At 61.3% G+C, this 26904-nt stretch carries 22 protein-coding genes and 1 tRNA gene; 13 read left to right on the top strand and 10 right to left on the bottom strand.

Features of this window, described 5'->3' with window-relative positions; all coding sequences use genetic code 11:
- Positions 1–24 precede the first annotated feature (24 nt).
- Together J3P73_RS20350 and J3P73_RS20355 are read right to left on the bottom strand one after the other, a co-directional pair.
- Positions 25–771, bottom strand: coding sequence for a CbtA family protein (locus tag J3P73_RS20350; RefSeq protein ID WP_018068966.1), 747 nt, complete (start codon positions 769–771; stop codon positions 25–27).
- Between the two features lie 13 nt (positions 772–784).
- Positions 785–994: a CbtB domain-containing protein gene (locus J3P73_RS20355; protein ID WP_003542661.1), complete on the bottom strand. Its 210-nt coding sequence runs from the start codon at positions 992–994 to the stop codon at positions 785–787.
- 233 nt (positions 995–1227) lie between these two features.
- Between J3P73_RS20355 and J3P73_RS20360 the strand changes: the two genes are divergently transcribed.
- On the top strand, positions 1228–1782 hold the full coding sequence (locus tag J3P73_RS20360; protein WP_018068967.1) for a histidine phosphatase family protein: 555 nt from the start codon (positions 1228–1230) through the stop codon (positions 1780–1782).
- Between the two features lie 455 nt (positions 1783–2237).
- Positions 2238–3809 carry a putative bifunctional diguanylate cyclase/phosphodiesterase gene (locus J3P73_RS20365; protein ID WP_018068968.1) on the top strand — a complete coding sequence of 524 codons (1572 nt, stop codon included), beginning with the start codon at positions 2238–2240 and terminating at the stop codon, positions 3807–3809.
- Positions 3810–3879: 70 nt separating this feature from the next.
- Here the strand turns inward: J3P73_RS20365 and J3P73_RS20370 are convergent, their stop codons facing one another.
- The gene (locus tag J3P73_RS20370) at positions 3880–5481 is read right to left on the bottom strand and encodes an inorganic phosphate transporter (RefSeq protein WP_018068969.1); all 1602 of its coding nucleotides are present in this window, start codon (positions 5479–5481) and stop codon (positions 3880–3882) included.
- A gap of 291 nt (positions 5482–5772) precedes the next feature.
- Here J3P73_RS20370 and J3P73_RS20375 point away from each other — a divergent pair, with 291 nt between their 5' ends.
- From J3P73_RS20375 to J3P73_RS20385, 3 genes are all read left to right on the top strand, one after another.
- Positions 5773–6951, top strand: coding sequence for an acetate/propionate family kinase (locus J3P73_RS20375; RefSeq protein ID WP_075225412.1), 1179 nt, complete (start codon positions 5773–5775; stop codon positions 6949–6951).
- A gap of 70 nt (positions 6952–7021) precedes the next feature.
- Positions 7022–9406, top strand: a complete 2385-nt coding sequence (locus J3P73_RS20380; RefSeq protein WP_075225411.1) for a phosphoketolase family protein — start codon at positions 7022–7024, stop codon at positions 9404–9406.
- A 79-nt stretch (positions 9407–9485) separates the two neighbouring features.
- Positions 9486–9764 carry a hypothetical protein gene (locus J3P73_RS20385; RefSeq protein ID WP_018068973.1) on the top strand — a complete coding sequence of 93 codons (279 nt, stop codon included), beginning with the start codon at positions 9486–9488 and terminating at the stop codon, positions 9762–9764.
- Between the two features lie 24 nt (positions 9765–9788).
- Here J3P73_RS20385 and J3P73_RS20390 read toward each other — a convergent pair whose 3' ends face one another.
- Positions 9789–10679, bottom strand: coding sequence for a helix-turn-helix domain-containing protein (locus tag J3P73_RS20390; RefSeq protein WP_075225410.1), 891 nt, complete (start codon positions 10677–10679; stop codon positions 9789–9791).
- 128 nt (positions 10680–10807) lie between these two features.
- On the opposite strand from J3P73_RS20390, the gene pobA reads away from it, so the two are divergent.
- The 7 genes from pobA to J3P73_RS20425 all read left to right on the top strand — a co-directional run bounded on the left by pobA (position 10808) and on the right by J3P73_RS20425 (position 18010).
- Positions 10808–11980 carry a 4-hydroxybenzoate 3-monooxygenase gene (gene pobA / locus J3P73_RS20395; RefSeq protein WP_130692609.1) on the top strand — a complete coding sequence of 391 codons (1173 nt, stop codon included), beginning with the start codon at positions 10808–10810 and terminating at the stop codon, positions 11978–11980.
- 212 nt (positions 11981–12192) lie between these two features.
- Positions 12193–13365, top strand: coding sequence for an ABC transporter substrate-binding protein (locus J3P73_RS20400; RefSeq protein WP_018068976.1), 1173 nt, complete (start codon positions 12193–12195; stop codon positions 13363–13365).
- A 75-nt stretch (positions 13366–13440) separates the two neighbouring features.
- Positions 13441–14304 carry a branched-chain amino acid ABC transporter permease gene (locus tag J3P73_RS20405; RefSeq protein ID WP_024323080.1) on the top strand — a complete coding sequence of 288 codons (864 nt, stop codon included), beginning with the start codon at positions 13441–13443 and terminating at the stop codon, positions 14302–14304.
- A gap of 1 nt (position 14305) precedes the next feature.
- On the top strand, positions 14306–15310 hold the full coding sequence (locus tag J3P73_RS20410; RefSeq protein WP_130686774.1) for a branched-chain amino acid ABC transporter permease: 1005 nt from the start codon (positions 14306–14308) through the stop codon (positions 15308–15310).
- Positions 15307–16071 (top strand): ABC transporter ATP-binding protein, encoded by a 765-nt coding sequence (locus J3P73_RS20415; RefSeq protein ID WP_130692611.1) that lies wholly within the window; start codon positions 15307–15309, stop codon positions 16069–16071. The genes J3P73_RS20410 and J3P73_RS20415 overlap by 4 nt, the downstream gene beginning before the upstream one ends.
- Complete coding sequence (locus J3P73_RS20420; protein ID WP_130692613.1) at positions 16052–16768, top strand: ABC transporter ATP-binding protein; 717 nt, start codon at positions 16052–16054, stop codon at positions 16766–16768. Before J3P73_RS20415 ends, J3P73_RS20420 begins: the two co-directional genes overlap by 20 nt.
- A 408-nt stretch (positions 16769–17176) precedes the next feature.
- Complete coding sequence (locus J3P73_RS20425) at positions 17177–18010, top strand: VCBS domain-containing protein (protein ID WP_027689286.1); 834 nt, start codon at positions 17177–17179, stop codon at positions 18008–18010.
- Positions 18011–18419: 409 nt separating this feature from the next.
- Here J3P73_RS20425 and J3P73_RS20430 read toward each other — a convergent pair.
- The 3 genes from J3P73_RS20430 to J3P73_RS20440 form a co-directional block, all read right to left on the bottom strand.
- A tRNA-Met gene (locus J3P73_RS20430) sits at positions 18420–18496 on the bottom strand.
- A 135-nt stretch (positions 18497–18631) separates the two neighbouring features.
- Entirely contained in the window at positions 18632–19831 is a 1200-nt protein-coding gene (mnmA, locus tag J3P73_RS20435) for a tRNA 2-thiouridine(34) synthase MnmA (RefSeq protein ID WP_017995076.1), read from the bottom strand.
- Between the two features lie 449 nt (positions 19832–20280).
- On the bottom strand, positions 20281–22365 hold the full coding sequence (locus J3P73_RS20440) for a putative bifunctional diguanylate cyclase/phosphodiesterase (RefSeq protein WP_130692661.1): 2085 nt from the start codon (positions 22363–22365) through the stop codon (positions 20281–20283).
- Positions 22366–22597: 232 nt separating this feature from the next.
- Between J3P73_RS20440 and J3P73_RS20445 the strand changes: the two genes are divergently transcribed.
- On the top strand, positions 22598–22861 hold the full coding sequence (locus tag J3P73_RS20445; protein WP_130692663.1) for a hypothetical protein: 264 nt from the start codon (positions 22598–22600) through the stop codon (positions 22859–22861).
- A gap of 157 nt (positions 22862–23018) precedes the next feature.
- On the opposite strand, the gene serA is transcribed toward J3P73_RS20445, so the two are convergent.
- The 3 genes from serA to J3P73_RS20460 all read right to left on the bottom strand — a co-directional run bounded on the left by serA (position 23019) and on the right by J3P73_RS20460 (position 26899).
- Positions 23019–24614, bottom strand: coding sequence for a phosphoglycerate dehydrogenase (serA, locus tag J3P73_RS20450; RefSeq protein WP_003542699.1), 1596 nt, complete (start codon positions 24612–24614; stop codon positions 23019–23021).
- An 81-nt stretch (positions 24615–24695) separates the two neighbouring features.
- On the bottom strand, positions 24696–25874 hold the full coding sequence (locus J3P73_RS20455; protein WP_130692665.1) for a phosphoserine transaminase: 1179 nt from the start codon (positions 25872–25874) through the stop codon (positions 24696–24698).
- A gap of 188 nt (positions 25875–26062) precedes the next feature.
- Positions 26063–26899, bottom strand: a complete 837-nt coding sequence (locus J3P73_RS20460; protein WP_029768252.1) for an outer membrane protein — start codon at positions 26897–26899, stop codon at positions 26063–26065.
- Between the last annotated feature and the right edge of the window lie 5 nt (positions 26900–26904).

A 26904-nucleotide genomic window follows, 5' to 3' on the forward strand; every position in this document is an offset into this window, starting at 1 on the left:
GCAAAGCGGCGCCCTTCGATGCCTTCAGTGAAATGCCGTGGCCGGCCGGCTGCGTTGTCCACCCCTGACCGCAAGTCGCTTTTCCGCCAGCGCCCCGAAGGCGAGGCCGAGCGCTGCCCAGAGGATCACATGCATGCCGAGTGAGGTCGTGCGGAACCGCCAGAGCACCATCGCCGAGAAGTTCTCCGGCACCTCGTTGATCGGCGGCAGCAGATAGAGCACGACGCCGATGAAGACGAGATAGACGATGCCGGCGATGATCGCGCCGTTCCAGAGACCGAAACGCTCGGAAAGGCGGCGCGACAGCGCCACTGCGGCAACCAGCGCCGCAAGCGAGACGACGATCATCAGGAAGAACAGTTCGGTCCTCGCACCGATCGTGTCGGGATTGCCGACCGCCGGCGGGTTGGCCGGATATTTGATACCGGGAACGAGGACAACCGCCACGAAGGCGGCAATGGCGATGACGGCCGAGGTGCCGCGCGGCGAAAGGCTGCTGAATCGGCCTTGCACGAAAGCGAAGGCGAGCGCGAAGAGCCCGCCGACGGCGACGCTGTAGGCCATGACGCCGGTGAAAAGGCCAAGACCGGCCTGTGTGGCCCGGCTGACGATTTCGGGTTCGGCAGCCTCGCCGGCCGCCTGGGCGCTTGCCTCCTCGAAGGCGATCGCCGCATCGACCAGCGGCTCGCCGAAAGTATGGGCGAAAGCGAAAACGAGGATACCAGCAATCAGGCCCGCGAGCATGCCGCGAAGCAGAAGGTTTCCAACCATGTCAGGAACTCCCTTAGTGGCAGGGAAAGCCGAGGAGATGGCGGCCGTCATGCACGAATTCGTGCACATACATGCCGTTGAACAGCGCCATCGCGCCTTCCTCGGTGCCGACGAAATAGAGGACGATGAGCATCAGCAGGCCGCCGAAGATCGCCCAGGGCAGGATCTCGCCTACAGGGATCGGCGCCGGTACAGCAACGGGCGCGAAAGTGGTGTCAGACATGTATTCCTCCGGGAATGACGCGTTCAGTCGAAAGAGTGCTTGTGCAGTAGGGTCTGACTTCCAGCGCGAAGAGCTTTCGACACACTGGTCACAGTGGCGCGACCGCGCCGGACTTACACCGGCTTCCAAACCCGCAACAGCACGGTTATATCTGCACGCCGAAGAGACTGTCAACGAAACTTCACAAGCCGGCGAAGGACGCTGTCGCCGCATTTCGGGAGACAAGAACGACTGTGAACACGCGCCTCACCTGGATCTGCCACGGCGCGACGGCAGCAAGCCGCAAGGCCCTGTTCCCGCTCGACGAACCGCTCGAGGACAAGGCAGTGGAGGAGGCCGGCAGGATGATCGCCCCGCCCCGCGCCGATCGTATTGCCACAAGCCCCGCCTTGCGCGCCCGTCAGACTGCTGATGCGCTGCGCCTCGAAGCCCGGATAGATCAGGCGCTTTGCGACTACGACCATGGCCGCTGGGCCGGCAGGTCGATCGCGGCGATCGGGACCGAAGAGCCGGAGAACCTCATGGGGTGGATGAGCGATCCGGAAGCGGCCCCGCATGGCGGCGAGAGCATTCTTGATCTGCGCACGCGCATCGCCGGCTGGATGGATGGACAGACCGTCCTCGACGGCCACATTATTGCAATCAGCCATGCGGCCGTCATCCGGGCAGCGATCGTGCATGTGCTTCAGGCGCCACTCTCCTCCTTCTGGCTGAGCGACGTCGAGCCACTTTCCGTCATCCGCATGACCAGCAACGGACAGCGCTGGTCTCTGCGCTTCCAGCATTAGAGACTGCTGATCTTATCCAGCTTTGCACAAGCAAATCGCGTCATCTCTGTTGAACCCGGCTTTGCGGGGACTACTTCCTTGTCCCAAGGAGATGGAAGCATGACATATGATTGGAGTGGCGAGCGCACGCGACGCCTGCGTTTCATGCGTGTCGCCACAGTCACGGTTCTGGTCGGTCTCATCGTCAGCGTTCCGCTGCTGATCGTCACCGCCTGAAGCACTGGAAAGGGCGAGCGATGCATCAGCACGCTCGCCTTCGTTCTTTTCCGCATGAGCCAGTCTCCCGAACCATGAAGGGGACCGTGCTGATAACGACGCCCTGGTTCCCCACAAGCCTGTCGGGTCTCTCTGCGGCACAGCAACAGGCTGCCGCCTCTGATAATTCGCCTTCTGGTTTCAACAAACATTTCAGACTTTCGTGATATTTCCGCGAAGGTGGAGATGGAGAAGGCATAATGCCGGTGTTTTTCCAAAGCAGGGCCGGACGGCAATGCGTGTCGATCGTGGTGTCTGGAGCGACCCTCTGGCTTCTCGGCACGCTGCTACAGCTCGACGACAGCCTGGTCGCCTTCATGACCGGTTTCGGCGAGTACGGCGCCGACAAGCTCGTTCTGGCGCTCGGCATCGCCGGCGCCATGAGCTTCATCTATTCGGTGCTGCGCATCGCCGACCTGCGTAAGGAAATGGAACTGCGCGCGGCCGCCCAGGCAAAAGCCGATTGGACCGCAACCCACGACCATCTCACCAAGCTGCCGAACCGCTACGCCTTCGAGCGCAAGATCCTCTCACGGCCGGTCAAGGACGACGAGGCCGAGATCGAGGAGTGGGATCGCAACGTCACCATCTTCTCCGTCGACCTCGACGGCTTCAAGAAGGTCAACGACCTCGTCGGTCACAAGGGCGGCGACATCCTGTTGATCGAGGTTGCCAGACGGATCTGCGCGCTCGGCAATGCCGACTGCGTCTATCGCTTCGGCGGCGACGAATTCATCATCGTCGCCTTCGCCCTGACGGCGCAGCGCGAGGAGCGTTTTGCCAAGCTGCTGATCCAGGCCGTCACCCGGCCGATCCATATCGATGGTTTTGCCGTCGAAGTCGGCGCCAGCGTCGGCTATGACCGCTGGGTTGAGGAAGCCGAACCGCTGGAAGATGCCGCCCACCGGGCCGACCTCGCCATGTACGAGGCGAAATCACGCGGACCGAACCACTATTTCGTCTTCGAGCCTTCGATGCAGGACAAGGTAACGGAACGCGCCGCGTTGGAAACCAGGCTGCGCGCCGCCATCTCCAACAAGGCGATCAAGCCCTTCTACCAGCCGCTGATCGATTTGAAGACCGGCCAGCTCTGCGGCTTCGAGGCGTTGGCGCGCTGGATCGGCGACGACGGCGTCAACATCCCGCCGCCGGTCTTCATCGATATCGCCGAGGAAACCGGCATGATCACGGCATTATTCGAGGATCTCCTCACCCAGGCCTGCAGCGACGCACTCACCTGGCCGGAGCATGTGACGTTGTCCTTCAACGTCTCGCCGGTGCAGATGGAAGACAGATTGCTGACGTCGCGCATTCTCAAGGTCCTTTCGGCAAGCCGGCTGCCGCCGCAGCGCCTGGAAGTGGAGATCACCGAAAACGCGCTGATCCAGGATCCCGCCGTCGCTGCCACCATTCTCGACGAACTACACGCAGCCGGCATCCAGATCGCACTCGACGATTTCGGCACGGGCTATTCGAGCCTTGCCCAGCTAGCCCGCTATCGTTTCGACAAGATCAAGATCGACAAAAGCTTCATCGCCACCTATCGCGACGAGGAGCGCCAGGAAAAGATCGTCCGGGCCATGCTCGGCCTCGGCAGGAGCCTCAACATCAAGACGACCGCGGAAGGCATCGAGGAGCACGGCCAGCTCGCCTTCCTGCTGCAGCTCGGTTGCGACATCGGCCAGGGCTATCTCTTCGGCAAAGCGATGCCCGCCGCCGAGGCGGGCATCTTCATCAGCGATCGCAAGACCCGTCTGGCCTTCACGGCCTGACGGAGCGCTCTAACCTTTTGTTTTGACGTAATTCCCGGCAAACCGCTTCGCGCTTTGCCGGGAATTTGCTCTAAAAAGCCTGGCGCAGGATCACGAAGAGCACGAAGGCGATTGCGATCGAGGCCGGCAACGTCAGCACCCAGGCCATCAGCATATTGCGCACGGTCGACCATTGCAGGCCGGACCCGTTCGCCGCCATGGTGCCGGCAACGCCTGACGACAGAACATGCGTGGTTGAGACCGGCAGGCCGAGATGATCGGCCGAAGCGATGGTGACCATCGCCACGACTTCGGCTGCCGCACCCTGACCATAGGTCAAATGCGTCTTGCCGATCTTTTCGCCGACGGTGACGACGATGCGCTTCCAGCCCACCATCGTGCCGAGGCCGAGCGCGATCGCGACCGCCACTTTCACCCAGAGCGGGATGAACTTCGTCGCGTTGTCAACCGCCTTGTGATAGTTCGTCACTGCGCTGAGGTCGCCGGCATCCATCGGCAGCAACTTCTGCTTGTCGATCAGCTTCAACGCCTCGCCGATCAGGTAGATGTCGTTGCGGACGTTGCCGACGAGATTGGTCGGCACCGCTTCGAGCGTCGGGAAGGCGGCGACTTCGGCACTGGTCTGGTGGATATATTGCTGCAGGGCCGGCGTCGTCGCATCCGTCCAGGTCTTGTTCTTGACGGCGTTGCTGACCTCGGCCTTGTAGTCCGCAACGGTCACGCCAGGCTTCACATATTTGCCGAGTGCGGCTTCCACCTGGACCGATGCCGACTTGTAGGCTTCGAGATAATTGACATCGGGCGTGCGGTTCAGCGCGAAGGCCGTCGGCACCAGGCCGATCAGGATGAGCATGATGAGGCCCATGCCCTTCTGGCCATCGTTGGAACCGTGGGCGAAGCTGACGCCGGTGCAGGTAAAGATCAGAATCGCACGGATCCAGAGCGGCGGCGGCTGGTTGCCCTTCGGTTCGTCATAGAGCGCCTTGTTGCGCACCAAAACCTTCATGACGAGCAGAAGAACGGCCGAAAGGCCGAAGCCGATCAGCGGCGAGATCAAAAGTGATAGTCCAATATTGGTCGCCTGCGACCAGTCGACGCCGCTGGTCGCTGTGCCTGCCGGCGCCAGGAACTGGTTGGCAAGGCCGACGCCGATGATCGAGCCGACCAGCGTATGCGAACTCGACGACGGCAGACCGAGATACCAGGTTCCGAGGTTCCAGAAGATCGCCGCGATCAGCAGCGCAAAGACCATGGCAAGGCCGGAGCCGGAGCCGACCTGGAGGATCAATTCCACCGGCAGCAGCGCCAGGATGCCGAAGGCGACGGCGCCGCTCGAAGTCAGCACGCCGAGGAAGTTGAAGAAGCCGGACCAGATGACGGCAAATTCCGCCGGCATGGAACGGGTGTAGATCACGGTGGCGACGGCATTGGCTGTATCATGGAAACCGTTGACGAACTCGAAGCCGAGCGCGATGAGCAGCGCAAGGCCCAGCAGAATCCAGGGAACGGCAACTGCGGTCGTCAGGTCGCGGGCGAGTGCATAGGCGACATATCCAAGGCCGCAAACCAGAACGAGCCCGAACAGCGGCAAGAACCACTTGCCGGCCGAATTCGAACTGTGGAGCGGGTGGGAAGCGTCGCTATGAACCTGGCTGGGGGCAATATCGGCCATGGCATAGTTCCTTGTTCCGTTTGCAAATTTGCCTTTTGTTAATAATTCCGCCGCGTGAAGCTCTCATGACGCCATGGCTGACCCGCCCGTAAGACACTGACGCCGCACGATCCTACCCGTCATGTGCTCGTCCCGGCGCATTCGTGAAACATGCCGTATGTCGATCGCGGCCGGCCCAAGACGGTCGTGCGCGCTTCGACAAAAAACGAGCAGCGGGCGAATAATTTCTTTCCGCCGGAAGCCTCGACGCTAAGTTCGGTCGTGACCACAACCGTGCGGAGTCTTTGAGACATGCCATCGACCGACCTTCTCCTGACTTTCAACGCCGGTTCCTCGACGGTGAAGATCGGCATCTTCGCGATGGACGGCGATGCGGCGCGGCGCATCGGCAAGGGTGTGATCGATTTCCGCGCCGAGCCGCTGTCTCTCAGCCTGACAGCGGGGCCACAGACATTCGAGACGCCGCTGAAGGCGGAGACGACGGAAGACCTGCATGGCGTCATCGACGAGACCTTTTCCCTTCTCGCCGGGCATCTCGATGTCGCCGCCGTGCGCGCCGCCGGCCACCGCGTCGTCCATGGCGGCGACCGCTTCACCAGTGCCGTCGCCCTTAATGACGCCGCGATCGATGCGGTCGATGCGCTGACCTCGCTTGCGCCCCTGCACCAGCCGCAGGCGCTGCGCTTCATCCGCGCGCTCCGGCATCTGAAGCCGCATCTTGTCCAGACGGCCTCCTTCGACACCGCCTTCCACGCCACGCAGGACGATCTCGTTCGCCGCTTCGCCATTCCCCGCGCGCTGCATGACGAAGGCATCAAGCGCTATGGTTTCCACGGACTTTCCTACAAGTTCATCGCCGGCGAGCTTCGCCGCAAGGCGCCGCACGCGGCAAAGGTGGTCGTCGCCCATCTCGGCAGCGGCGCCAGCCTCTGCGCGCTGGATGAAGGCGTCAGCCGCGATTGCAGCATGGGTTTTTCGACGCTCGACGGCATCCCGATGGCGACGCGCACCGGCTGGCTCGATCCCGGCGTCATCCTGCATCTGGCCGGTGAGAGGAGACAATCCTTCGAGGAGATCGAGGACCTGCTTTATCATCGCTCCGGCCTGCTCGGCGTCTCAGGCATCAGCGCCGATACGCGCGACCTCTTGAAGGACGATCGGCCGCAGGCCCGCCAGGCGATCGACCTCTTCACGCTGCGCATTGCCGGCGAGATCGGTCGCATGGCAGCGACGCTGAACGGTCTCGACACGCTCGTCTTCACCGCCGGCATCGGCGAGCATCAGTCGGAGATCCGTGCCGGCGTAGCCAAGCGATCGTCCTGGCTTGGCCTTGCCATCGACGAAAAAGCCAATGCCGCCAATGATTTCACGATCAGCACGAGAAAAAGTCGCATCGCCGCTCACGTCATCGCCACCGACGAGGAGCAGGTCATCGCCGACGAGGCGCTGTCTATTCTTCGCGGTGGCTGATCCAGATCAACAACACGCCGGCGCCAGCCGGTAGAATTGACGTTGAACAAGTCTCGAACGAGAGAAACCCATGGAAAAGCATGTCTCGCCCGCCGCCTTGACTGACGCCGAACTCACCCTGATCGACCGCTACTGGCGCGCCGCCAACTATCTCTCCGTCGGCCAGATCTACCTTCTTGCCAATCCGCTGCTGCGCGAACCGCTGCAACCGGAGCACATCAAGCCCCGTCTGCTCGGCCACTGGGGCACGACGCCCGGCCTCAACTTCATCTATGCGCATCTGAACCGGCTGATCCGCGCCCGCGACCTCGACATTATCTACATGTGCGGCCCAGGCCACGGCGGGCCGGGCATGGTCGCCAATACCTATCTCGAAGGCATCTACAGCGAAATCTATCCCGATATTTCCGAAGACGCCGAGGGCTTGCGCAAGCTCTTCCGGCAGTTCTCCTTTCCAGGCGGCATTCCGAGCCACGCGGCGCCGGAAACGCCGGGCTCGATCCACGAGGGCGGCGAACTCGGTTACGCCCTCGTCCATGCCTATGGCGCGGCCTTCGATAATCCCGATCTGATCGTCGCCTGCGTCATCGGCGATGGCGAGGCCGAAACCGGGCCGCTCGCCGCAAGCTGGCATTCCAACAAGTTCCTGAACCCCGCACGCGACGGCGCCGTGCTGCCGATCCTGCATCTGAACGGCTACAAGATCGCCAACCCGACCATTCTCGGCCGCACCAGTGACGAGGACCTGTATCACCTCTTCGAAGGCTACGGCTATGAACCCTTCTTCGTCGACGGTCATGAACCGCACGACATGCACCAGCAGATGGCCGCGACCTTCGACCAGGTCTTCGACCGCATCCGTGAGATCCAGAACGAGGCTCGCCTCGGCAAGGCGCCCGATTTCTGCCCGCGCTGGCCGATGATTGTGCTGCGCAGCCCGAAAGGCTGGACCGGCCCGAAGGAAGTCGATGGCAAGAAGGTCGAAGGCTTCTGGCGCGCCCACCAGGTGCCGGTCTCCAATTGCCGCGAGGATGAAAGCCATCGCAAGATCCTCGAGGACTGGATGCGCGGCTATGATCCCGAAGACCTGTTCAGTACCGACGGCCGGCTGAAACCCGAGTTGCGGGCACTCGCCCCTGTTGGCGAACGCCGCATGGGCGCCAATCCGCACGCCAATGGCGGCTTGCTGCGCAGGGAGCTCGATGTTCCCGATATCCGCGATTATGCGGTCGATATCGGCAAGCGCGGCAGCGCCATGGTGCAGTCGACGGAAATCCTCGGCCATTACCTCCGCGACACGATGAAGCGCAACGCGGAGGCGGCCAACTTCCGTATCTTCGGCCCCGACGAGACCGAATCGAACCGCCTCGGTAGCGTCTTCGAAGTCACCGACCGTGTCTGGATGGAGAGTATCGAACCCTACGACGTCCACTTGTCCCGGGATGGACGTGTCATGGAGGTGCTGAGCGAACATCTTTGCCAGGGCTGGCTGGAAGGCTACCTCTTGACTGGCCGGCACGGTCTTTTCTCCTGCTACGAGGCCTTCATCCACATCATCGATTCCATGTTCAACCAGCACGCCAAGTGGCTGAAGGTGACGCGCGAGCTTGCATGGCGAAAGCCGATCTCGTCGCTGAATTATCTGCTGACCTCGCATGTCTGGCGACAGGACCACAACGGCTTCAGCCATCAGGATCCCGGCTTCGTTGATCTCGTCGCCAACAAGAAGGCCGATATCGTCCGCATCTACCTGCCGCCGGATGCCAACACCCTGCTCTGGGTCGGCGATCATTGCCTGCGCACCTATGACCGCATCAATGTCATCGTCGCCGGCAAGCAGCCGGAGCCGCAATGGCTATCGATGAACGAGGCGGTGAAACATTGCGAGGCCGGCATCGGCATCTGGCACTGGGCAAGCAACGATGACGATACCATCCTGCCTGATCTCGTCATGGCCTGCGCCGGCGATGTGCCGACCATGGAGACGCTTGCCGCCGTCGATCTGCTGCGCAAGGCCATTCCGGAACTGAGGATCCGCACGGTCAACGTCGTCGATCTCCTGGCACTGCAATCCAGGGATCAGCATCCGCATGGCCTGACCGACGAGGCCTTCGACGCGATCTTCACCGCCGACAAGCCTGTGATCTTCGCCTATCACGGCTATCCCTATCTCATCCACCGCCTGACCTATAAACGCACCAACCACCGCAACATCCACGTCCGCGGCTTCATCGAGGAAGGCACGACGACGACCCCCTTCGACATGACCGTCCTCAACGAACTTGACCGCTTCCACCTCGCCATCGAAGCGATCGAGCGTGTACCCAGCCTGAAGGAAAAAGCAGGCGAAGCGCTCGCCGCGTTCCGCGGCAAGCTTGCGGAGCATCACGACTATGTCCGCGAATATGGTGAGGACATGCCGGAGGTGCGGGACTGGACGTGGCCGATGGCGTGAAGCGAAAACCAAACAGAATCGCACGGAACTGGTCGGCGGAGTGCATCCGGCGGGAGCAGTCGTCAAGCAACGTCTAAAGTTGGTGAAAACCATCGGCGCACTGTTCCTTGAAGGCCGCATCGTAGGCTATGCATCTACGGCAAGCTTCAAGGCCGTCGACCGAGGAAACGACATGAAAAGTTTCGCTGCCACGCTTACCGCCGCCCGGCTGGAAAAGGCGCTCGCCTTCTACATGACGCCCGAAGCCCAGCGCGATGGCTCGGACGATGCCGTCAAATCAGCTGAGGAACGAGACGCATACGAGACCCGCGCCGGCGGACGCGCCCGCAACACGGAAGAGGGCGTCGAAGCCTGGTAAGGCACCGGGCAACCTTGCGGGTGGCTATACATCTTCAAGCCGAACCTTCTCCTTCACGCGCCAGACCCGGGGCGTTTCTCCGGTATATTTAAAGAAGAAGCGCGAGAAATAGGCGGGGTCGGCAAAGCCAAGCCGAAATCCGATCTCCTGAACGCTGCCCAGCGTAAAAACAAGCTGACGTTTCGCCTCTTCAACGAGTTTGCCGGCGATCAATTCATGGGGAGTGTTGCCGGTCATCGCCCGGACGATACGGGTGAGATGCGTCGGGGAAAGCCCAAGCTCTCTGGCGTAGAAAGAGGCGGGCTTGTGTGATCGAAAATGTTGCTGAATGAGCTCGCTCAGCATTTCCATCCGCCGCTCGTTCTCGTTTGGCGGAAGCTCGTGCGTATTCCCCTCATGGGAAATCCTCGCCGTCAGCCGCAACGCCAAGGCGACATAGGCGGCCAACGCCTCGTTGCGGCCGCTGCGGCGGTTTTCGAATTCGTCGCCCAGCCGCCTCAACGTCTGCATGACATAGACTGCCTCGGCATTATCAGGATCGAGCGGCGTAAGATGCGGCGTCGCCAGCCATTCGCCGAGCTGGCTTCGGTCGCCGGGCGGATGGCTGAGATGGGACCTCAACAGAGTGATCACCAGGCCGTCGATATCGCGTGAAAAACGAAAGCCATGATTGATCCCGGGCGGCACGGTGATGATGCCCGGCGGACGGATGGCATAGCTCTTTTCGCCGAAGATCGCATCGCCCGAACCGCCTTCGATGTACAATATCTGAAAGAAACTCTCGTGACGATGCGGGCGAATCTCCCAGTGATGCAAGCTGCTGCGGGAGCGAATAGTTTCGCAATGCACCCAAAAATCCGGTTCTCGCCCGGTCTTTTCGCCGTAGAGTTCATAGGTGGGGATATGTCTGCTCATGGGGTTCTTCGGAGGCTCCTCCCGCATCAATGTTCGATTAGTGCAATTTTTAGGTCGGGATGTCCATTGCTGCGGCAAGCGCGACACGGCAGAATCTGACAAAACGCAAAAATGCAGGGAGGAAGTATTTGCGCACTCAGGTCGCCATCATCGGTTCTGGACCATCCGGCCTGCTGCTCGGCCAGCTTCTGACCGAAGCCGGCATCGACAACGTCATTCTCGATCGTGTGAACAAGGATTATATCCTCGGCCGGGTTCGTGCCGGCGTTCTGGAGGAAGGCACCGTCGGGCTGCTGGATCAGGCCAAATCAGGCGCGAGGCTGCATACCGAAGGCTTACCGCATGACGGCTTCTCGCTGGCCTTTGATGGACGCGACCATCGCATCGACCTTCACGAATTGACCGGCGGCAGGCGCGTCACGGTTTATGGGCAGACCGAAGTGACGCGCGATCTCATGGAGCGGCGTGAAGCGAGCGGCTCCCTATCGATCTACGATGCCGTCGATGTCGCGCCGCATGATTTCGACGGCCACTCTCCCTTCGTCACCTTTCTGAAAGACGGTGTTGCCAAGCGCATCGATTGCGACTTCATCGCCGGCTGCGACGGGTTTCACGGCGTCAGCCGCAAGGCCGTCCCGGAACGGGCGATCAGGAGTTTCGAGAAGGTCTATCCCTTCGGCTGGCTGGGGGTCCTTGCCGACGTGGCGCCTGTCAGCCATGAGCTGATCTACGCCAACCATCCAAGGGGCTTTGCGCTCTGTTCGATGCGCTCGGCGACCCGCAGCCGCTACTACATCCAATGCGCGCTCGACGAGAAGATCGAGGACTGGAGCGACGATCGCTTCTGGGACGAGTTGAGACGGCGTCTGCCGGTGCATCACGCCGAGGCTTTGGCGACCGCGCCGTCCTTCGAGAAATCGATCGCGCCGCTACGCTCCTTCGTCGCCGAACCGATGCGTTTCGGCCAGCTTTTCCTGGTCGGCGACGCCGCCCATATCGTCCCCCCGACCGGCGCCAAGGGATTGAACCTTGCGGCCAGCGACGTTCATTATCTTTTCTCCGGGCTGATAGAGCATTACCGCGAAGGCTCGAATAGTGGCATCGACGCCTATTCGCAGAAGGCGCTCGCCCGCGTGTGGAAAGCCGTGCGGTTTTCCTGGTGGATGACGACGATGATGCATCGTTTTCCGGATACCGGGGATTTTGACCAGAAGATCCAGGAGGCGGAGCTCGACTATCTCACCCATTCCCGCGCCGCCTCGACGGTGCTTGCGGAGAATTATGTGGGACTGCCATTCTAATAGAAGTGTCTGAGGTGGGGGCCACGGACCAAAATTCGACCGTAGAACGGGCCGACGATAGTTCTGCTCTTCGAGCCACAATCATAATTGCACAGTTATGGATAGCGGTATTTATTTCATTTTACATCACCATTTCGCATGACAGGTTAGCGCTAAATTTCCAGCAGCTAACGAATACGGCGCTGGAGTGCGCCAAAAAAGGGAGAGAGAGAATGAAGAAGCTATTTCTGGCCGCCATTGCGGCAGTCGTCGTGGGCACGAGCGCCTATGCCGACACCATCAAAGTCGGGGTCATCGGTCCATTCTCCGGTCCGTTCGCGCTCCAAGGCAAAAACTTCAAGGCCGGCATCGACGCCTATATGGCGGTCAACGGCAACACGGTCGGCAGCGATACGGTGGAAATCGTCTATCGCGACGTGCCGCAGGCAGATCCCGCCCAATCCAAGGCGCTGGCGCAGGAACTGATCGTCAAGGAAAAGGTCCAGTATCTGGCCGGCTTCTATTTCACGCCCGATGCCATGGCCGTGACGCCGATCCTGAAACAGGGCAACGTGCCGATGGTCATCATGAACGCCGCCACTTCGGCGATCGTGACCAAGAGCCCGCTCGTCGTCCGCACCTCGTTTACCACCTGGCAGACATCGACCCCGATCGCCAAGGTCGCCTTCGACGCCGGCGTCAAGAAGGTGATTTCGGTCGTCAGCGATTACGGCCCCGGCATCGACGCCGAGAACGCCTTCAAGGCCGGCTTCGAAAAGGCCGGCGGCCAGGTGGTCGAGGCGATCCGCATGCCGCTTGCGACCAACGACTTCAGCCCGATCATGCAGCGCATCAAGGATTCCGGCGCTGAGGGTGTGTTCGCCTTCCTGCCGTCAGGTCCGACGACGCTCGGCTTCGTCAAGGCTTATAACGACAATGGCCTGAAGGCTGCCGGCATCAAGTTCTTCGCGCCGGGCGATCTGACCCAGGAATCCGATCTGCCGGCGCTCGGCGATGCGGCACTCGGCATCCAGACGACCTTCCACTACGCCGTGTCGCACGATTCTCCCGAGAATAAGGCTTTCGTCGAGGCGGCGACCAAAGCAATCGGCAACAAGGCCGAACTCTCCTTCCCCTCAGTCAGCGCCTATGACGGCATGTATGTCATCTACAAGATGATCGAGGCGACGGGCGGCAAGCAGGATGCTGAGAAGGCCGTCGATGCGGTCAAGGGCCTTGCCTGGACGAGCCCGCGCGGCCCGGTTTCGATCGATCCGGAAAGCCGTCACATCACGCAGAACATCTATCTGCGCGAAGTCGTCAAGGCCGATGACGGGACCTACATCAATAAGGAAGTCCAGACCTTCGAGAAGCAGGGCGATCCGGGCCTGGCGGCTGTCAAGTAACATCGAGCGTCAAGACAGGTGACGGGCTTGGCCTGCGATCAGGCCGAGCCCGCCGCATCGAAGCAAGGTATTTCCATGCAGACAGTCTTCAGCATAGCCGTCGACGCCTTTGCCTATGGCATGGTGCTGTTCGTGATATCGATCGGTCTTTCGGTGACCATGGGGCTGATGCGTGTCGTCAACCTGGCCCATGGCGCCTTCGCGATGATCGGCGGCTACATCGCCTCCTATGTCGCCCGCGACCTCGGCCTTGGTTATGCCGCTGCGGTCATCGCCGCCGTTGTCATCACCATCATCGTCGCCATTCCGATCGAACGCTTTCTCTACCGCCGGATCTACGGCGCGCCGGAACTGACCCAGGTGCTGATGACCATCGGCATCACCTTCTGCGTCATCGGCATCGCCAACTATGTGATGGGGCCGACGCTGAAGACCATACCGCTGCCCGCTGCGCTGCAAGGATCGGCCGATCTCGGCTTTCGCACCATTCCCGTTCACCGGCTTTTCGTCATCCTCTGCGGCCTCGCCGTGGCGCTCGCCCTCTGGTTCGCCGTCGACAGGACCAGCTTCGGCGTCAAGCTGCGCGCCTCTGTGGATGATGCGGCAATGGCTGCAGCACTCGGCGTGCGCACCGACATTATCTACGCGGTGAGCTTTGCCGTCGCCGTCGGGCTTGCGGCCTTCGGCGGCGTGGTTGGCGCCGAACTCCTGCCTGTCGAGCCCTATTATGCGCTGCGCTACATGGTCACCTTCCTGGTCGTCGTCTCCGTCGGCGGCGCGGGTTCCATTCCGGGCGCCCTGATCGCCTGCCTGCTGCTGGGCGCGATAGATACGACAGGACGGTATCTGATGCCGGAATTCGGCGAATTCTTCTTCTATCTCGCCGTGATCGCAATCATCTGCGTCTTCCCCCGCGGCCTTGCCGGAAGGGTGAAATAAGATGGCGCTTGTCATGAATGACGAAAACGGACCTCTCCAGCATCGTCGCGGGTTCATCAGCCGCGATCTTATCGGAATAGCGGTCATCATAGCCATTGCCGCCATCGGCTATTTCGCCTTCCCCGATAATCTGGCCCTTCTGACCCGGATGATCACGATCGCGCTGCTCGTCCTGTCGCTCGATCTCGTGACCGGTTATTGCGGCGTCGCAACGCTTGGCCATGCAGCACTTTTCGGCTCTGGCGCCTATGCCGCCGGGATTCTCTCGGCGCACTACGGCATCAATGATCCGCTGCTGATGATGCTGGCCGGCGTTGCCGGCGGCGCGGTTGCCGGGCTGCTCTGCGGCGCCATCATCCTGCGTGCGCATGCGCTGCCGCAGCTGGTTCTGTCGATTGCGCTGATCAACCTCTTCCATGAATTCGCCAACAAGGCCTCGTCTTGGACAGGTGGCAGCGATGGACTTTCCGGCATCGCGCCTGACCCGGTCTTCGGCCTCTTCGAATTCGATCTCTACGGTCACACAGCCTTCTTCTTCGGAATGGCGCTGCTGCTGATCGTCTTCGTGCTGCTGAGGGTACTGGTCCGCTCGCCCTTCGGCATGCTCTGCCGCGCCATCAAGCAGGATCCGCTGCGCATCCGCGCCATGGGCGCTTCGCCGAAGGCAGCTCTGATCAGGATGTATGCGATCTCCGGCGCCATTGCCGGTGTCGGCGGCGCCTTGAATGCGATCTCGACACAAGTCGTCGGCCTCGACAGCCTGTCTTTCACGCAGTCGGCCGAAGCGCTGGTTATGCTGGTGCTCGGCGGCACCGGTTCTCTCTTCGGGGCGCTTTCCGGCACTGTCATCTTCATGCTCTTCGAGGACTATGTCTCCGCCGCCAATCCCTTCCATTGGCTGACCATGGTCGGCGCGCTGCTGATCGCCGTCGTGCTCTTTGCGCCGAAAGGTCTCTATGGCACAGCAGCGACCTTCATCGGCCGCCGCAGGGAGCAACGCTCATGAGCCCGGTCTTCGAAGTCGCCAATCTCAAGAAAGCCTTCGGCGGCCTTGCCGTCACCAATAATGTCTCGCTCATCATGTCACCTGGCGATCGCATCGCGCTGATCGGCCCGAACGGCGCCGGCAAAACCACCTTCGTCAACCTCGTGACCGGCAATCTGCTGCCCGATTCCGGCGAGGTTCGCCTCGGCGGCGAGCTGGTGACGAAGGTCGATGCGATCGGCAGGGTCAGACGCGGTCTTGTCCGCTCCTTTCAGGTGACACGGCTCTTCCAGGACATGACGCCGGCCGAACATGTGGGACTTGCCGTCCTTCAGCGCGATGGAAAGACCGGGCACATGTTCGGCAATTTCCTGCGCATGCCTGACGTCATGGCCGAGGTCGACGATCTCCTTGGAAAACTCGGGCTGGATTTGCTGATGCATCGCAAGGTCAGCGAAATCGCCTATGGCCAGCAGCGGCTTCTGGAGATCGCCGTGGCGCTAGCGCTGAAGCCGAAAGTGCTGTTGCTCGACGAACCCGCAGCCGGTGTGCCGCAAAGCGATACCGGCCGTATCGAGCAGGCGCTGGCCGATCTGCCCGCCGATCTCGCCGTGCTGATGATTGAACACGACATGGATCTCGTCTTCCGTTTTGCCAGACGTGTCATCGTGCTTGCCGCAGGCGCGATCATCTTCGACGGCCTGCCTGAAGACGTCACCAAGGATGCGCGCGTGCGCGAGGCCTATCTTGGGAGCTATGCCAATGCCAGCCATATCGCTTGAGGTCGAGAATCTGTCGGCCGGATATGGGCCGACGAGAGTGCTCGAAGGCATTTCCTTCTCCGTGCCGGCAGCTGCCCGGCTTGCCGTGCTCGGCCGCAACGGCATGGGCAAGACCACGCTTTTGGCAACGCTTGCCGGGCAGACCAGGCGATACGAGGGCAGCATCCGTCTCGGCGATTCGGATGTCACGACGGTACCGAGTGCTGCACGCGCGCATAAAGGTCTCGGATATGTGCCGCAGGCACGCTGCGTCTTCCCAACGCTGACGGTTGAAGAAAACCTTTTCGTCGGCTTGAAGGCGCGGCCGAAAACGGCGCTGGAGGAAGCCTATACGATGTTCCCGCGCCTGAAGGAGCGCCGCCGCAACCTCGGCAGCCAGCTTTCCGGCGGCGAGCAGCAGATGCTCTCCACGGCTCGCACCATTCTCGGTCGCCCCTCCGTCCTGCTGCTTGACGAACCACTGGAGGGCCTTGCGCCCGTTATCTGCGAGGAACTGATGGCGGCCTTCGCCGACCTCGCCAAGACGGGAGACATGACCATCCTGCTGGTCGAGCAGCGCATCCAGAGCGCGCTCGATTTCGCCGATCAGGTCGTCATTCTCGAACGCGGCAGACTGGCCTGGACCGGAACGCCGGAAAATCTCACCGGGGATCACGAGGCTGTCGAGAGCCTGCTTGGGGTCGGGGGCCTGCATTGATGGGATGGTCGGCAGAAGCTCAGGCTCTGCTGATTGCCCCCTTTCGCCTTCAAGATTGCTCTTGGTGCGCCGAGCAATTCATGCAGTATATCGTCATGACGACGTCATGATTGACCCGTCATTATTATCCTGCTTGAAAGTTTTCCGCTGGCCGAATTGATGGATCGCCTGAAAAGGCGAGAAACACCATGATCGATGAAGCGGCAGCAACGTAAGACAAGACGTAAATCCTGGTTCATAAAACAGGATCGACGTTTATGCCGCTCTCTTTACTTGAATAGTTGAGCTGTAATCGACCGGAATTTGTGGCGTTGACGGGCGGAATTGCTCTGACGCTCCATCAATTTCGGTTGCCAGATACCCGATAGGGTTGCATAGTCGAATAGAATATCAAACGGGGGGATAGAAATGGCAAACCACAAGCCGGTCGCAGGTGACGTATACCAGCCTATTTTCAACATCGACAACCCGATCGACGGCAACATCCTGGACAATACCAGTTCCACGGATGCCGACGGAGATCAGGTGCGTCTCAACTTCGTCAATGGACAGCGAATTCCGCAACCGGCCGATCCGAACGGGCCTGCCACGACCACCACAGTCGAAGGAAAATACGGCACGCTGACCGTCTATTCCAACGGCAATTACACCTATGAGCTCGATCACGCCAACCCGGTGGTATCAGCGCTCGGCCCGGGAGACCAACTCGTCGACCAGTTCAATTTCAAGATCTCGGATGGCAAAGGCGCCACCGATTTCGGCTTGCTCAATATCGCGGTCGACTTGCCGGAGCACGGCGACGTCTTCGTGAATTTCGAGGACGTCGGCAACCACGACTTCCCGACGGGCTACAAAGGCTTCGATTGGGGTGCCTGGCACGATGGCGACGACGCGACTGTGCGGGAGGAAGCGGATGGCAACCACTATCTGGGAGGAGGCGTGTTCTGGACACCCATCCAAGCCGCCGATGGCGGCCACTTTCAGATCGAGCAATTCAGTGTCGCAAACGGCACATCGGACTATGACAACGTTCTGACGATCGAAGGTCGTCTAAACGGCGACACCGTATTCTTGGTCACGGTCAACGTCACCGCCGACAGCATTCATGACCCGCAAGTGATCGATCTCAGCGCCTACGGCGAAATCGACTATCTCGTGCTCGACACTGAGCCCGTCATCACCGAAACGAGCGGCCCGGATTATTACGGCGCGCAATACGACAACTTTCATTTCATCGTTTGACGAAGGGGGAAAGGGCGTCGTATCGCCGAAATCTTTGCACCTTCGCCGAGCGCGCTCTGCTGCAGCTATCTGATACCAATATCTTGCGATAGCTGACCGGGTTGCGTCTTGCTAGCATAGGATCGTGCGAGGAGGCACGGTTATGCTGGGATGGAGGAAATGATGCAGCCAGTCGGGATCAGGTTAGCGGCGGTCATGTTCTCGCTTGCCGTATGGGCTATTATTATCGCAGTCGCATCCCATTTTTGGGCGACGAAGATGCCTCTATTGCTTTTGACGCTCTACAGATAGGCCTGTCTTCGGCGTTCGCGGAAATCCCCTCGCCGCGCCACCTTTGGCGCTGCGACCACGGCCGTCGGGACCAGCTCAAAATCGAGCTGCAAAAATCGCTAATTCTGTAATGAGGAGATGGTAGCGGAGGAGGGATTTGAACCCCCGACACAAGGATTATGATTCCTCTGCTCTGACCTACTGAGCTACTCCGCCACTGGTCAACGATACCCGCTCGCGAAGCGATGCCGGTTCGTGGGATGAGCGGCTTATAAGGTGCGCTTCGGCTTTGTGTCAAGCGCATGATCGAGAAAAACGGTGGGCTTTGCCGCCTCCCGTTTCCGATGGGTTTCAGGCGGCGACGGGGCTGGCCAAAAGGGCCTTCAGGCAGGCTTCCGCCGAAGGCTCGCGCTCTGAGCGCTCGATGAAACCGCCGCCGAAGACGCGGGCGTTGTCGCCGGGCGCCGAATAAAGCGCGCAGGCCTGGCCAGGCGCAATGCCCGCCTCGCCCACCGTCAGGTCGACATAGGTGCCTGTTGCATCGACATGCAGCACGGCGGGCGCCGGCGCCCTCGTCGAGCGGACCTTGGCGTAGCAGGCAAAGCCCTTGCCGGATGCGGCTTCCGCAAGCGTCTCGTCACCCAGCCAGTTGATGTCGCGCAGGTAGACGCGGTGCGTTTCCAGCGCCTCCTTCGGTCCGACGATGACGCGGCGCGAACGGGCGTCGAGAAAGACGACGTAGAGCGGCTCGCCAGTAGCGATGCCGATGCCGCGGCGCTGGCCGATGGTGAAGTGCAGGATACCCTCATGGGTTCCAAGCACGCGGCCATCGAGATGGACGATCTCGCCGGCAAGCGCAGCATTCGGCTTCAGCTTGGTGATGACGTCGGAATATTTGCCCTGCGGCACGAAGCAGATGTCCTGGCTGTCGGCCTTCTTGGCAACGACGAGGCCCATCTCTTCAGCAAGCCTGCGGGTCTCGGCCTTCGGCAGGCCGCCCAGGGGAAAGCGGAGATAATCGATCTGTTCCTGCGTCGTGGCGAAGAGGAAATAGCTTTGGTCGCGGTCGGCATCGGCCGGGCGGAAAAGCGCGCGGCGGCCCGGATTCTCCGGCGAAGGGTTCAGTCCCGAGCGGATATAGTGACCGGTCGCCAGCGCATCGGCGCCAAGCTCTTTGGCGGTCGCCAGCAGATCGGCGAATTTGACGGTCTGGTTGCAGGAAACGCAAGGGATCGGCGTTTCGCCCGCCACATAGCTCTCGGCGAAGGGATTGATCACCGTCTCGCGGAAGCGCTTTTCGTAGTCGAGCACGTAATGCGGGATGCCGAGCGTTTCGCAGACGCGGCGCGCATCGTCGATATCCTGGCCGGCGCAGCAGGAACCGGCGCGGTGAACGGCGGCGCCATGATCGTAAAGCTGCAGCGTAATGCCGAGCACATCGTAACCCTGCTGTTTGAGAAGGCCGGCGACGACGGATGAATCGACGCCGCCCGACATGGCAACGACGACACGGGTCTCTTCCGGCTTCTTGTCAAAATCCAGTGTGTTCAACGATGGTGCCATTCTGCTTGGGTCACGATCCGCCCTTGCGCTGCAATTGCGGCGGATTGCTGATCTCCGGCGGGATCGGCCGCCGTCTCTCGATGAGGCACCGATATAGAAAGGATTGTCCTTGGGCGCAAGGGGCAGCCTTCGGGCACCGATATTTCGCATTCCCGCATGAAGAGAAGGCGCAGCCAAAGCCGCGCCTTGGAAGCGGGGGGTGCGGCTCAGGTGCCGATCAGCTTGTTGCAGGCGAATGCGATGCCCGGATTGGCGATAATGGCGGTCACGAGCGCCAGCCCGATTATCGAGAATGAAAAGCGTTTCATAAACATCCTCCTTTCCAGCCCACGGGAATTATGCGGCTTCTGCCGCCGTTCTCAAAATGACGAATGCTTGATGGCATCCGGCGACATGCATTTCCCCGGACGCCACTCCCAGCTGTCGCTTAAGCGCTTCTATCTGCGTGACAAAGCGGCCTTGAGAGCGCGGCCGTGGATCAGCGCCTCCGCCTCGTGCTGCGGCATGGGCCGGCCGAGCAGATAGCCCTGCACCTCACTGAAACCTTCGGCGCGCAGCTTCTGCAACTGCTCTTCCGTCTCGATCCCTTCGGCCAGCGTCGTCGCATTGAAGCCGGAGCCGATGCCGACGACGGCGCGCACGATGGCGAGATTGCCCGCATCCGTTTCGATGCCCGAGACAAAGCTGCGGTCGAGCTTGATCTTGTCGAAGGGGAAGGACCTGAGATAGCTCAGCGACGAATAACCGGTGCCGAAATCGTCAATGGCGATGCGGACGCCAAGCGCCTTCAGCGCGCGCAGCCGCGGCAGACTTTGGTCGGCATCGGTCAGGAATACGGATTCGGTGACCTCGATTTCAAGCCGGTCGGCATTGAGGCCCGTCTCGTTGAGCGCCGCGACCACGGTCAAAAGCAGGCTTGCATGCCGAAACTGGGTGACGGAGAGATTGACGGCGATCCTCAGATGGGCGGGCCACCTGGCGGCCGCACGACAGGCTTCCCCGATCACCCAGTCGCCGATCGGAACGATGAGGCCGGTTTCCTCGGCGAGCGGAATGAATTCCATCGGCGCCACCAGCCCACGCTTGGGATGGCGCCAGCGGATCAGCGCCTCGAAGCCGCCGATGCCGTCATTGTCGAGCTGCACGATCGGCTGGTAATGCAGCTCGAACTCGCGCTTCTCCAGCGCCTCCCACAGTTCGGCGGTCATCACGTGCCGGCGCTCGGCGGCAAGCCGCATCTCCGTCTCGTAGAAACGATAGGTCGAGCGCCCGCTCTCCTTGGCGGCATAGAGCGCCAGATCCGCGTGCCGCATCAGCACATCCGCGTCGCCGGCATGGTCGGGCGCCAAGGCGATGCCGATACTGCAGGTAACATGCTCCCGGACGCCGTCGAGATCGAAGGCACGGCTCAGCGCCTTGAGCAGCCGCTGCGCAAAACGCACGGCCCGCCCCGGCTCGTCGAGCTCCAGCACGACGGCGAATTCGTCGCCGCCAAGACGGGCGACAAGATCGCCCTCCTCCGCCAGTTGAAGCAGCCGCTCCGACACCTGGCAAAGCAGCGCGTCGCCGGCGGCGTGTCCCTTGCTGTCGTTGATATGCTTGAAGTGATCGACGTCGATATAGAGCAGCGCGATCGGACTGTCGGCGGCAGCTTCGACCGCCCGCTGGTTGATATGCATGGAAAATGCCGCCCGGTTCGGCAGGCCGGTGAGCGAATCGTGCATGGCGAGATGGGCAAGCTTTGCCTCGACGGTGCGCTCCTCCGTCACGTCCTGCGAGATACCGAGCAGATAACGCGGCGCATGGCCCTCAGGCGTCGGCAGGGCGCGCTTGACGGTGCGCAGGAGGCGCGGCGCACCGTCGGCGCGCAGCATGGTCTCCTCGAAGCTGATCGCCGTATTGGCTTCGAAGGCCCGGCGATCCTGCTCGCGGAAGGCGTCTGTCTGGCCGGCGGAAAACAGCGCCCGGTCGGTTCGGCCGACCACGTGCTCCGCCCTCATGCCGACGATGTCGCCGCAGGCCTCGTTGAAGAGAACGTAAAGCCCGTCCGCTTCCATGTCCTTGACGAAGACGCCGACCGGCAGGTTGTCGACGATGCTGTCGAGAAGCGAGCGCGTATCGCTGATCTGGCGTTTGGCGGCGTTGACCTCGCTGCGGTCCTGCACGATCGCCAGGATTGCGGCCCGGCCCTCGAAACGCACTTCTCGGCCATAAGTCAGCACTTCGAAGGTCTCGCCGCTCGCCTTGAGGTGAATCCAGCGCTCCGCCTTTTCCATGTCGGTGCGGCCGCTGACGGCGTCGATCATCCGCTCCCGCTCATGCTCAGGGCGGATATCCAGAACCGTCATGCGCCGGTATTCGTCCGCACCGTAGCCGTAAAGTGCCGCCGCCGCCTCGTTGACGATGAGAAAGCGCAGCGATGTCGGATCATAGACCCACATCGGCGACGGATGCGTTGCAAACAACGACCGGAAGTCGTCGTTTAATGCTTCGATCTGCTCGGTCTTCTGCAAGGGGGCCATGAAAATTCGCGTGCCGTTGATGCCGATGCCAGGGTATACCGAGAAAAGTTAAATAAAATCAGAATCATACTCAGGGTTAAACTTTAGGCTTCCGCCTTCAGAATGTGCAAAGCGGTGGTCTGCCATCACAATCTCGGCCCTCGATAAAATAATTTGGGCGCCATGGAACAATTCCGTCGATCGTGCGTTGCGGGGTGATCGATGTCGCATTCGAATTGCTGAGGAGGGTTTCATGGGCAGGTTCGGCACGACGACGGATTACAGCAGAATCAGACATTGGATCGAGGCGCGCGGCGGCCATCCCGCCCGCATCAAGAACGCACTGGACAGCGAAACCGTCCGCGTCGATTTTTCCTCGGAACCGGAAGAGATTTCCTGGGATGAATTCTTTCAAGGCCTCGACGGCAGTAGGCTCGCCTTCCTTCACCGCACCAAGGCTGAAGACGATGTCGCCCGTTTCGGCAAAATCCTCCGCCGGAAACGCCGGCACCACTGAGGCATGTCGCCCAAAAGTGTGCAGCGGTTTTGGGACCACGACATGCATCAAATAAAGATTTAAAGCGCGACGCGATTTAAGATTCATCGGTTCCTGACACGAAAAAACCCGGCGCCGTTTCCAGCGCCGGGTTTTTCATGTCCTCGGGAGGAAAAACTCAGTCGATATTGAAGGTCAGCGGCTTTGCCTGGCGTACCGCCTGGTGGGCGGTCAACTCAGCAAGCACCGCGTCATCAACCTTGCCGTCGACATAGAGCAGCGCGATGGCGTCACCACCCTGCTTGTCACGGCCGAGCTGGAAGTTGGCGATGTTGACGCCGGCGGCACCAAGCGTCGTGCCGATGAAGCCGATCATGCCGGGAACGTCGGTATTGGTGATGTAGATCATGTGCGAGCCGACATCGGCATCGAGGTTGATACCCTTGATCTGGATGAAGCGCGGCTTGCCGTCCGAAAACACCGTGCCGGCGACCGAGCGTGTCATGCTTTCGGTGGTCACCGTCAGCTTGATATAGCCGTCGAAGACGCCTGTCTTGTCGCGCTTGACCTCGGAAAGCACGATGCCCTTTTCCTTGATCATGATCGGTGCCGAAACCATGTTGACGTCGGCGACCTGCGGGCGGATGAGGCCGGCGAGCACGGCGCTCGTCAGTGCCCGCGTGTTCATGTTGGCGGTGATGCCGTCATAGAGGATTTCGATTTCCTTGATCGGCTCTTCGGTGACCTGGCCGACGAAGGCGCCGAGAACGTCGGCAAGACGGATGAAGGGCTTCAGGATCGGCGCTTCCTCCGCCGTGATCGACGGCATGTTGATGGCGTTGGAGACCGCACCATTGACGAGGTAATCCGCCATCTGTTCGGCCACCTGCAAAGCGACGTTCTCCTGCGCCTCAGTCGTCGAGGCGCCGAGATGCGGCGTGCAGACGACGTTCGGCAGGCCGAAGAGCGGGCTTTCCTTGGCGGGCTCGACCTCGAACACGTCGAAGGCGGCACCCGCGACATGGCCCGACTTGATCGCTTCGGCAAGCGCTGCCTCATCGACCAGGCCACCGCGGGCGCAGTTGATGATGCGCACGCCTGGCTTGGTCTTTGCCAACGCTTCCTTGTTGAGGATGCCGCGCGTCTTGTCGGTCATCGGCACATGCAGCGTGATGAAATCGGCCCGGGCGAAAAGCTCTTCGAGTTCGACCTTGGTGACGCCCATCTCTTCGGCGCGCTCCTTGGAGAGGAACGGATCATAGGCGACGACGTGCATTTTGAGGCCGATGGCCCGAGCGCAGACGATCGAGCCGATATTGCCGGCGCCGATGACGCCGAGCGTCTTGCCGGTGATCTCGACGCCCATGAACTTCGACTTCTCCCACTTGCCGGCCTGCGTCGAGGTATCGGCTGCCGGAAGCTGGCGGGCGACGGCGAACATCAGCGCGATCGCGTGTTCGGCCGTCGTGATCGAGTTGCCGAAGGGCGTGTTCATCACGATGATGCCGCGGCGCGAGGCGGCCGGGATATCGACATTGTCGACGCCGATGCCGGCACGGCCGACGACCTTGAGGTTCGTCGCCCCCTCGATGATCTTTTCCGTCACCTTGGTGGCGGAGCGGATGGCCAGGCCATCATACTTGCCGATGACTTCGAGCAGACGGTCTTTGTCCTTGCCGAGCTGCGGTTCGAAATCGACTTCGACGCCGCGGTCGCGAAAAATCTGGACGGCGGTTTCCGACAATTCGTCGGATACGAGAACGCGAGGTGCCATGAGGGCCTCCTTCAAATGTGTTCAGCGATGAATGAATCAGGAATGCTGCTCCGCCCTTTGGCGGAGCCGGATGCGATCACCTCAGGCGGCGGCCTGATTAAGCTGCGCCTTCTGTGTTTCGAAGGCCCAGGAAAGCCAGGGCATCAGCTTCTGCATGTCGGATGCCTCGATCGTGGCGCCGGCCCAGATGCGCAGGCCCGATGGCGCGTCGCGGTAGTGGCCGACGTCATAAGCGACACCTTCCTTTTCGAGGAGACCGACCAGGCCCTTGGCGAAATTCGCCTGGCCGTCGTCGTCAAGGGCTGCAATGTCCTTGTCGACGATCTTCAGGCAGACGGAGGTGTTGGAGGCCGTTTCCGCCTTGACGGCGAGATTGGCGATCCAGTCGTTTGCCGCGACGAAATCGTGGATGACCTTGGCATTGGCATCGGCACGCGCGATCAGCCCCTTGAGGCCGCCGACCTGCTTCGCCCAGACAAGCGCATCGATATAGTCCTCGACGCAGAGCATCGACGGGGTGTTGATCGTCTCACCCTGGAAGATGCCTTCCGTCAGCTTGCCGCCCGAGGTCATGCGGAAGATCTTCGGCAGCGGCCAGGCCGGCGTGTAGGTGACCAGACGCTCGACGGCGCGCGGCGAAAGAATGATGACGCCGTGTGCACCCTCGCCGCCCAGAACCTTCTGCCAGGAGAAGGTGACGACGTCGAGCTTGGCGAAATCGAGCGCCTGCGCGAAAGCCGCCGAGGTGGCGTCGCAGATCGTCAGGCCCTTGCGGTCGGCCGGGATGAAATCGGCATTCGGCACGCGCACGCCCGAGGTGGTGCCGTTCCAGGTGAAGACGACGTCGCGGTCGAAATCGACGGCGGAGAGATCGGGAAGCTCGCCGTAACCGGCTTCGAGCTTGCGCACATCCTTGAGCTTGAGTTGCTTGACGACATCGGTGACCCAGCCGGCGCCGAAGCTTTCCCAGGCGAGCATGTCGACGCCGCGTTCGCCGAGCAGCGACCAGAGCGCCATTTCGACGGCGCCGGTGTCGGACGCCGGAACGATGCCGATGCGGTAATCCGCCGGCACTTCGAGAATTTCACGGGTAAGGTCGATGGCCTGCTTGAGCTTGGCCTTGCCGACCTTCGCGCGGTGCGAACGGCCAAGGGCCGCGTCGGAAAGGGCTTCGAGCGACCAACCGGGGCGCTTCGAGCAGGGGCCAGAAGAAAAATGGGTATTGTGCGGACGGATGTCCGGCTTTGCGGTCTTCGCCATGATGCTATCCTCTCAGATAGAAAGCCCTTCGTTGGGGAAGGGTGTCCCGCCGCCGTGTGTATGGATCCGGCGCGTCATAGTCAAGATCGAAGTGTCGCGGGCGGAACATATTTTGACGCAGGGCGGGACGGCCGCAATACGAAAAAGCCGCCCGGTCGGGGCGGCTTTCAGATGTTAGGGGATCGGACTTACTTGTAGACAGGCTGCTGCAGCGGGATTTCCGGCGGCGGTTCGTAGCTTGCCTGAGCGCAGCCGCCGAAGAGATAGCGGGCGCCGACGCGAGCTTCGTGGGCGCTCAGACCCTTGTCGCGGCCCGGGCCGCCATTGTCGGCATAGCCGAACATGTTGCCGCCATCGATATGCAGGTAACGGTAGCCGACATCGGCTTTGATGTTGCAGGTCACGTCGATCGAAGCGCCGGCCATGAGGGCGTAGGTGAAGCGCCAGTTACCCTTGCCGCCGTGGGTGACCTCGTCGTCGCAGAAGCTGCCGTCATCGGCGCAGGCGACGTTGCTGAGGTTCTTCCACTTTACGTAGGAACCGCCGATACCGGCGCCGACATAAGGCGTGACGTAGCCGTAGGTGCCGAGATCGACATAGGCGTTGGCGAGCAGCGTATAGGCTGTCAGCGAAGAGCGGTCGCTCGAGGTGCAGTCCACCAGCGGAAAGCCGCACTGCCCGACCGTCGAGCCCTTGAAATCCGCCTGGGTGAGATAGTCGAAGGTCAGATCGGTGCGCAGATAGCTGTTGATCTGGTAACCGACACCACCGCCGACAGTCCATGTATCATCCAGATCGGCGTCGTCGAAATCGACCTCCGTGGCGTTGCTGCCCTGGAAATAGCGGGCACCGCGCAGATCGGTGAAGGCATAACCGACATCGCCGCGCAGGTACCAGCCGGTCGCTTCGGTGACCGTCACCTCAGGCGGCTGCTCCGGGATAGGCTCGGCAGGGGCCAGGTCCGCGGAATAGGCATTTGTCGCGATCAACAATGCGGCGAAGATGCCGGACAAGCTTCTTTTCATGGATC

The sequence above is a fragment of the Rhizobium ruizarguesonis genome (genome assembly GCF_017357285.1).
GTDB lineage: Bacteria > Pseudomonadota > Alphaproteobacteria > Rhizobiales > Rhizobiaceae > Rhizobium > Rhizobium ruizarguesonis.

Bases quoted from the DNA above. Each gene is read 5' to 3' on its own strand.
- J3P73_RS20350 (WP_018068966.1), bottom strand. From the start codon at position 771: ATGGTTGGAAACCTTCTGCTTCGCGGCATGCTCGCGGGCCTGATTGCT.
- J3P73_RS20355 (WP_003542661.1), bottom strand. From the start codon at position 994: ATGTCTGACACCACTTTCGCGCCCGTTGCTGTACCGGCGCCGATCCCT.
- J3P73_RS20365 (WP_018068968.1), top strand. From the start codon at position 2,238: ATGCCGGTGTTTTTCCAAAGCAGGGCCGGACGGCAATGCGTGTCGATC.
- J3P73_RS20370 (WP_018068969.1), bottom strand. From the start codon at position 5,481: ATGGCCGATATTGCCCCCAGCCAGGTTCATAGCGACGCTTCCCACCCG.
- J3P73_RS20375 (WP_075225412.1), top strand. From the start codon at position 5,773: ATGCCATCGACCGACCTTCTCCTGACTTTCAACGCCGGTTCCTCGACG.
- J3P73_RS20380 (WP_075225411.1), top strand. From the start codon at position 7,022: ATGGAAAAGCATGTCTCGCCCGCCGCCTTGACTGACGCCGAACTCACC.
- J3P73_RS20390 (WP_075225410.1), bottom strand. From the start codon at position 10,679: ATGAGCAGACATATCCCCACCTATGAACTCTACGGCGAAAAGACCGGG.
- J3P73_RS20400 (WP_018068976.1), top strand. From the start codon at position 12,193: ATGAAGAAGCTATTTCTGGCCGCCATTGCGGCAGTCGTCGTGGGCACG.
- J3P73_RS20405 (WP_024323080.1), top strand. From the start codon at position 13,441: ATGCAGACAGTCTTCAGCATAGCCGTCGACGCCTTTGCCTATGGCATG.
- J3P73_RS20410 (WP_130686774.1), top strand. From the start codon at position 14,306: ATGGCGCTTGTCATGAATGACGAAAACGGACCTCTCCAGCATCGTCGC.
- J3P73_RS20415 (WP_130692611.1), top strand. From the start codon at position 15,307: ATGAGCCCGGTCTTCGAAGTCGCCAATCTCAAGAAAGCCTTCGGCGGC.
- J3P73_RS20420 (WP_130692613.1), top strand. From the start codon at position 16,052: ATGCCAGCCATATCGCTTGAGGTCGAGAATCTGTCGGCCGGATATGGG.
- J3P73_RS20425 (WP_027689286.1), top strand. From the start codon at position 17,177: ATGGCAAACCACAAGCCGGTCGCAGGTGACGTATACCAGCCTATTTTC.
- J3P73_RS20440 (WP_130692661.1), bottom strand. From the start codon at position 22,365: ATGGCCCCCTTGCAGAAGACCGAGCAGATCGAAGCATTAAACGACGAC.
- J3P73_RS20445 (WP_130692663.1), top strand. From the start codon at position 22,598: ATGGGCAGGTTCGGCACGACGACGGATTACAGCAGAATCAGACATTGG.
- serA (WP_003542699.1), bottom strand. From the start codon at position 24,614: ATGGCACCTCGCGTTCTCGTATCCGACGAATTGTCGGAAACCGCCGTC.
- J3P73_RS20455 (WP_130692665.1), bottom strand. From the start codon at position 25,874: ATGGCGAAGACCGCAAAGCCGGACATCCGTCCGCACAATACCCATTTT.
- J3P73_RS20460 (WP_029768252.1), bottom strand. From the start codon at position 26,899: ATGAAAAGAAGCTTGTCCGGCATCTTCGCCGCATTGTTGATCGCGACA.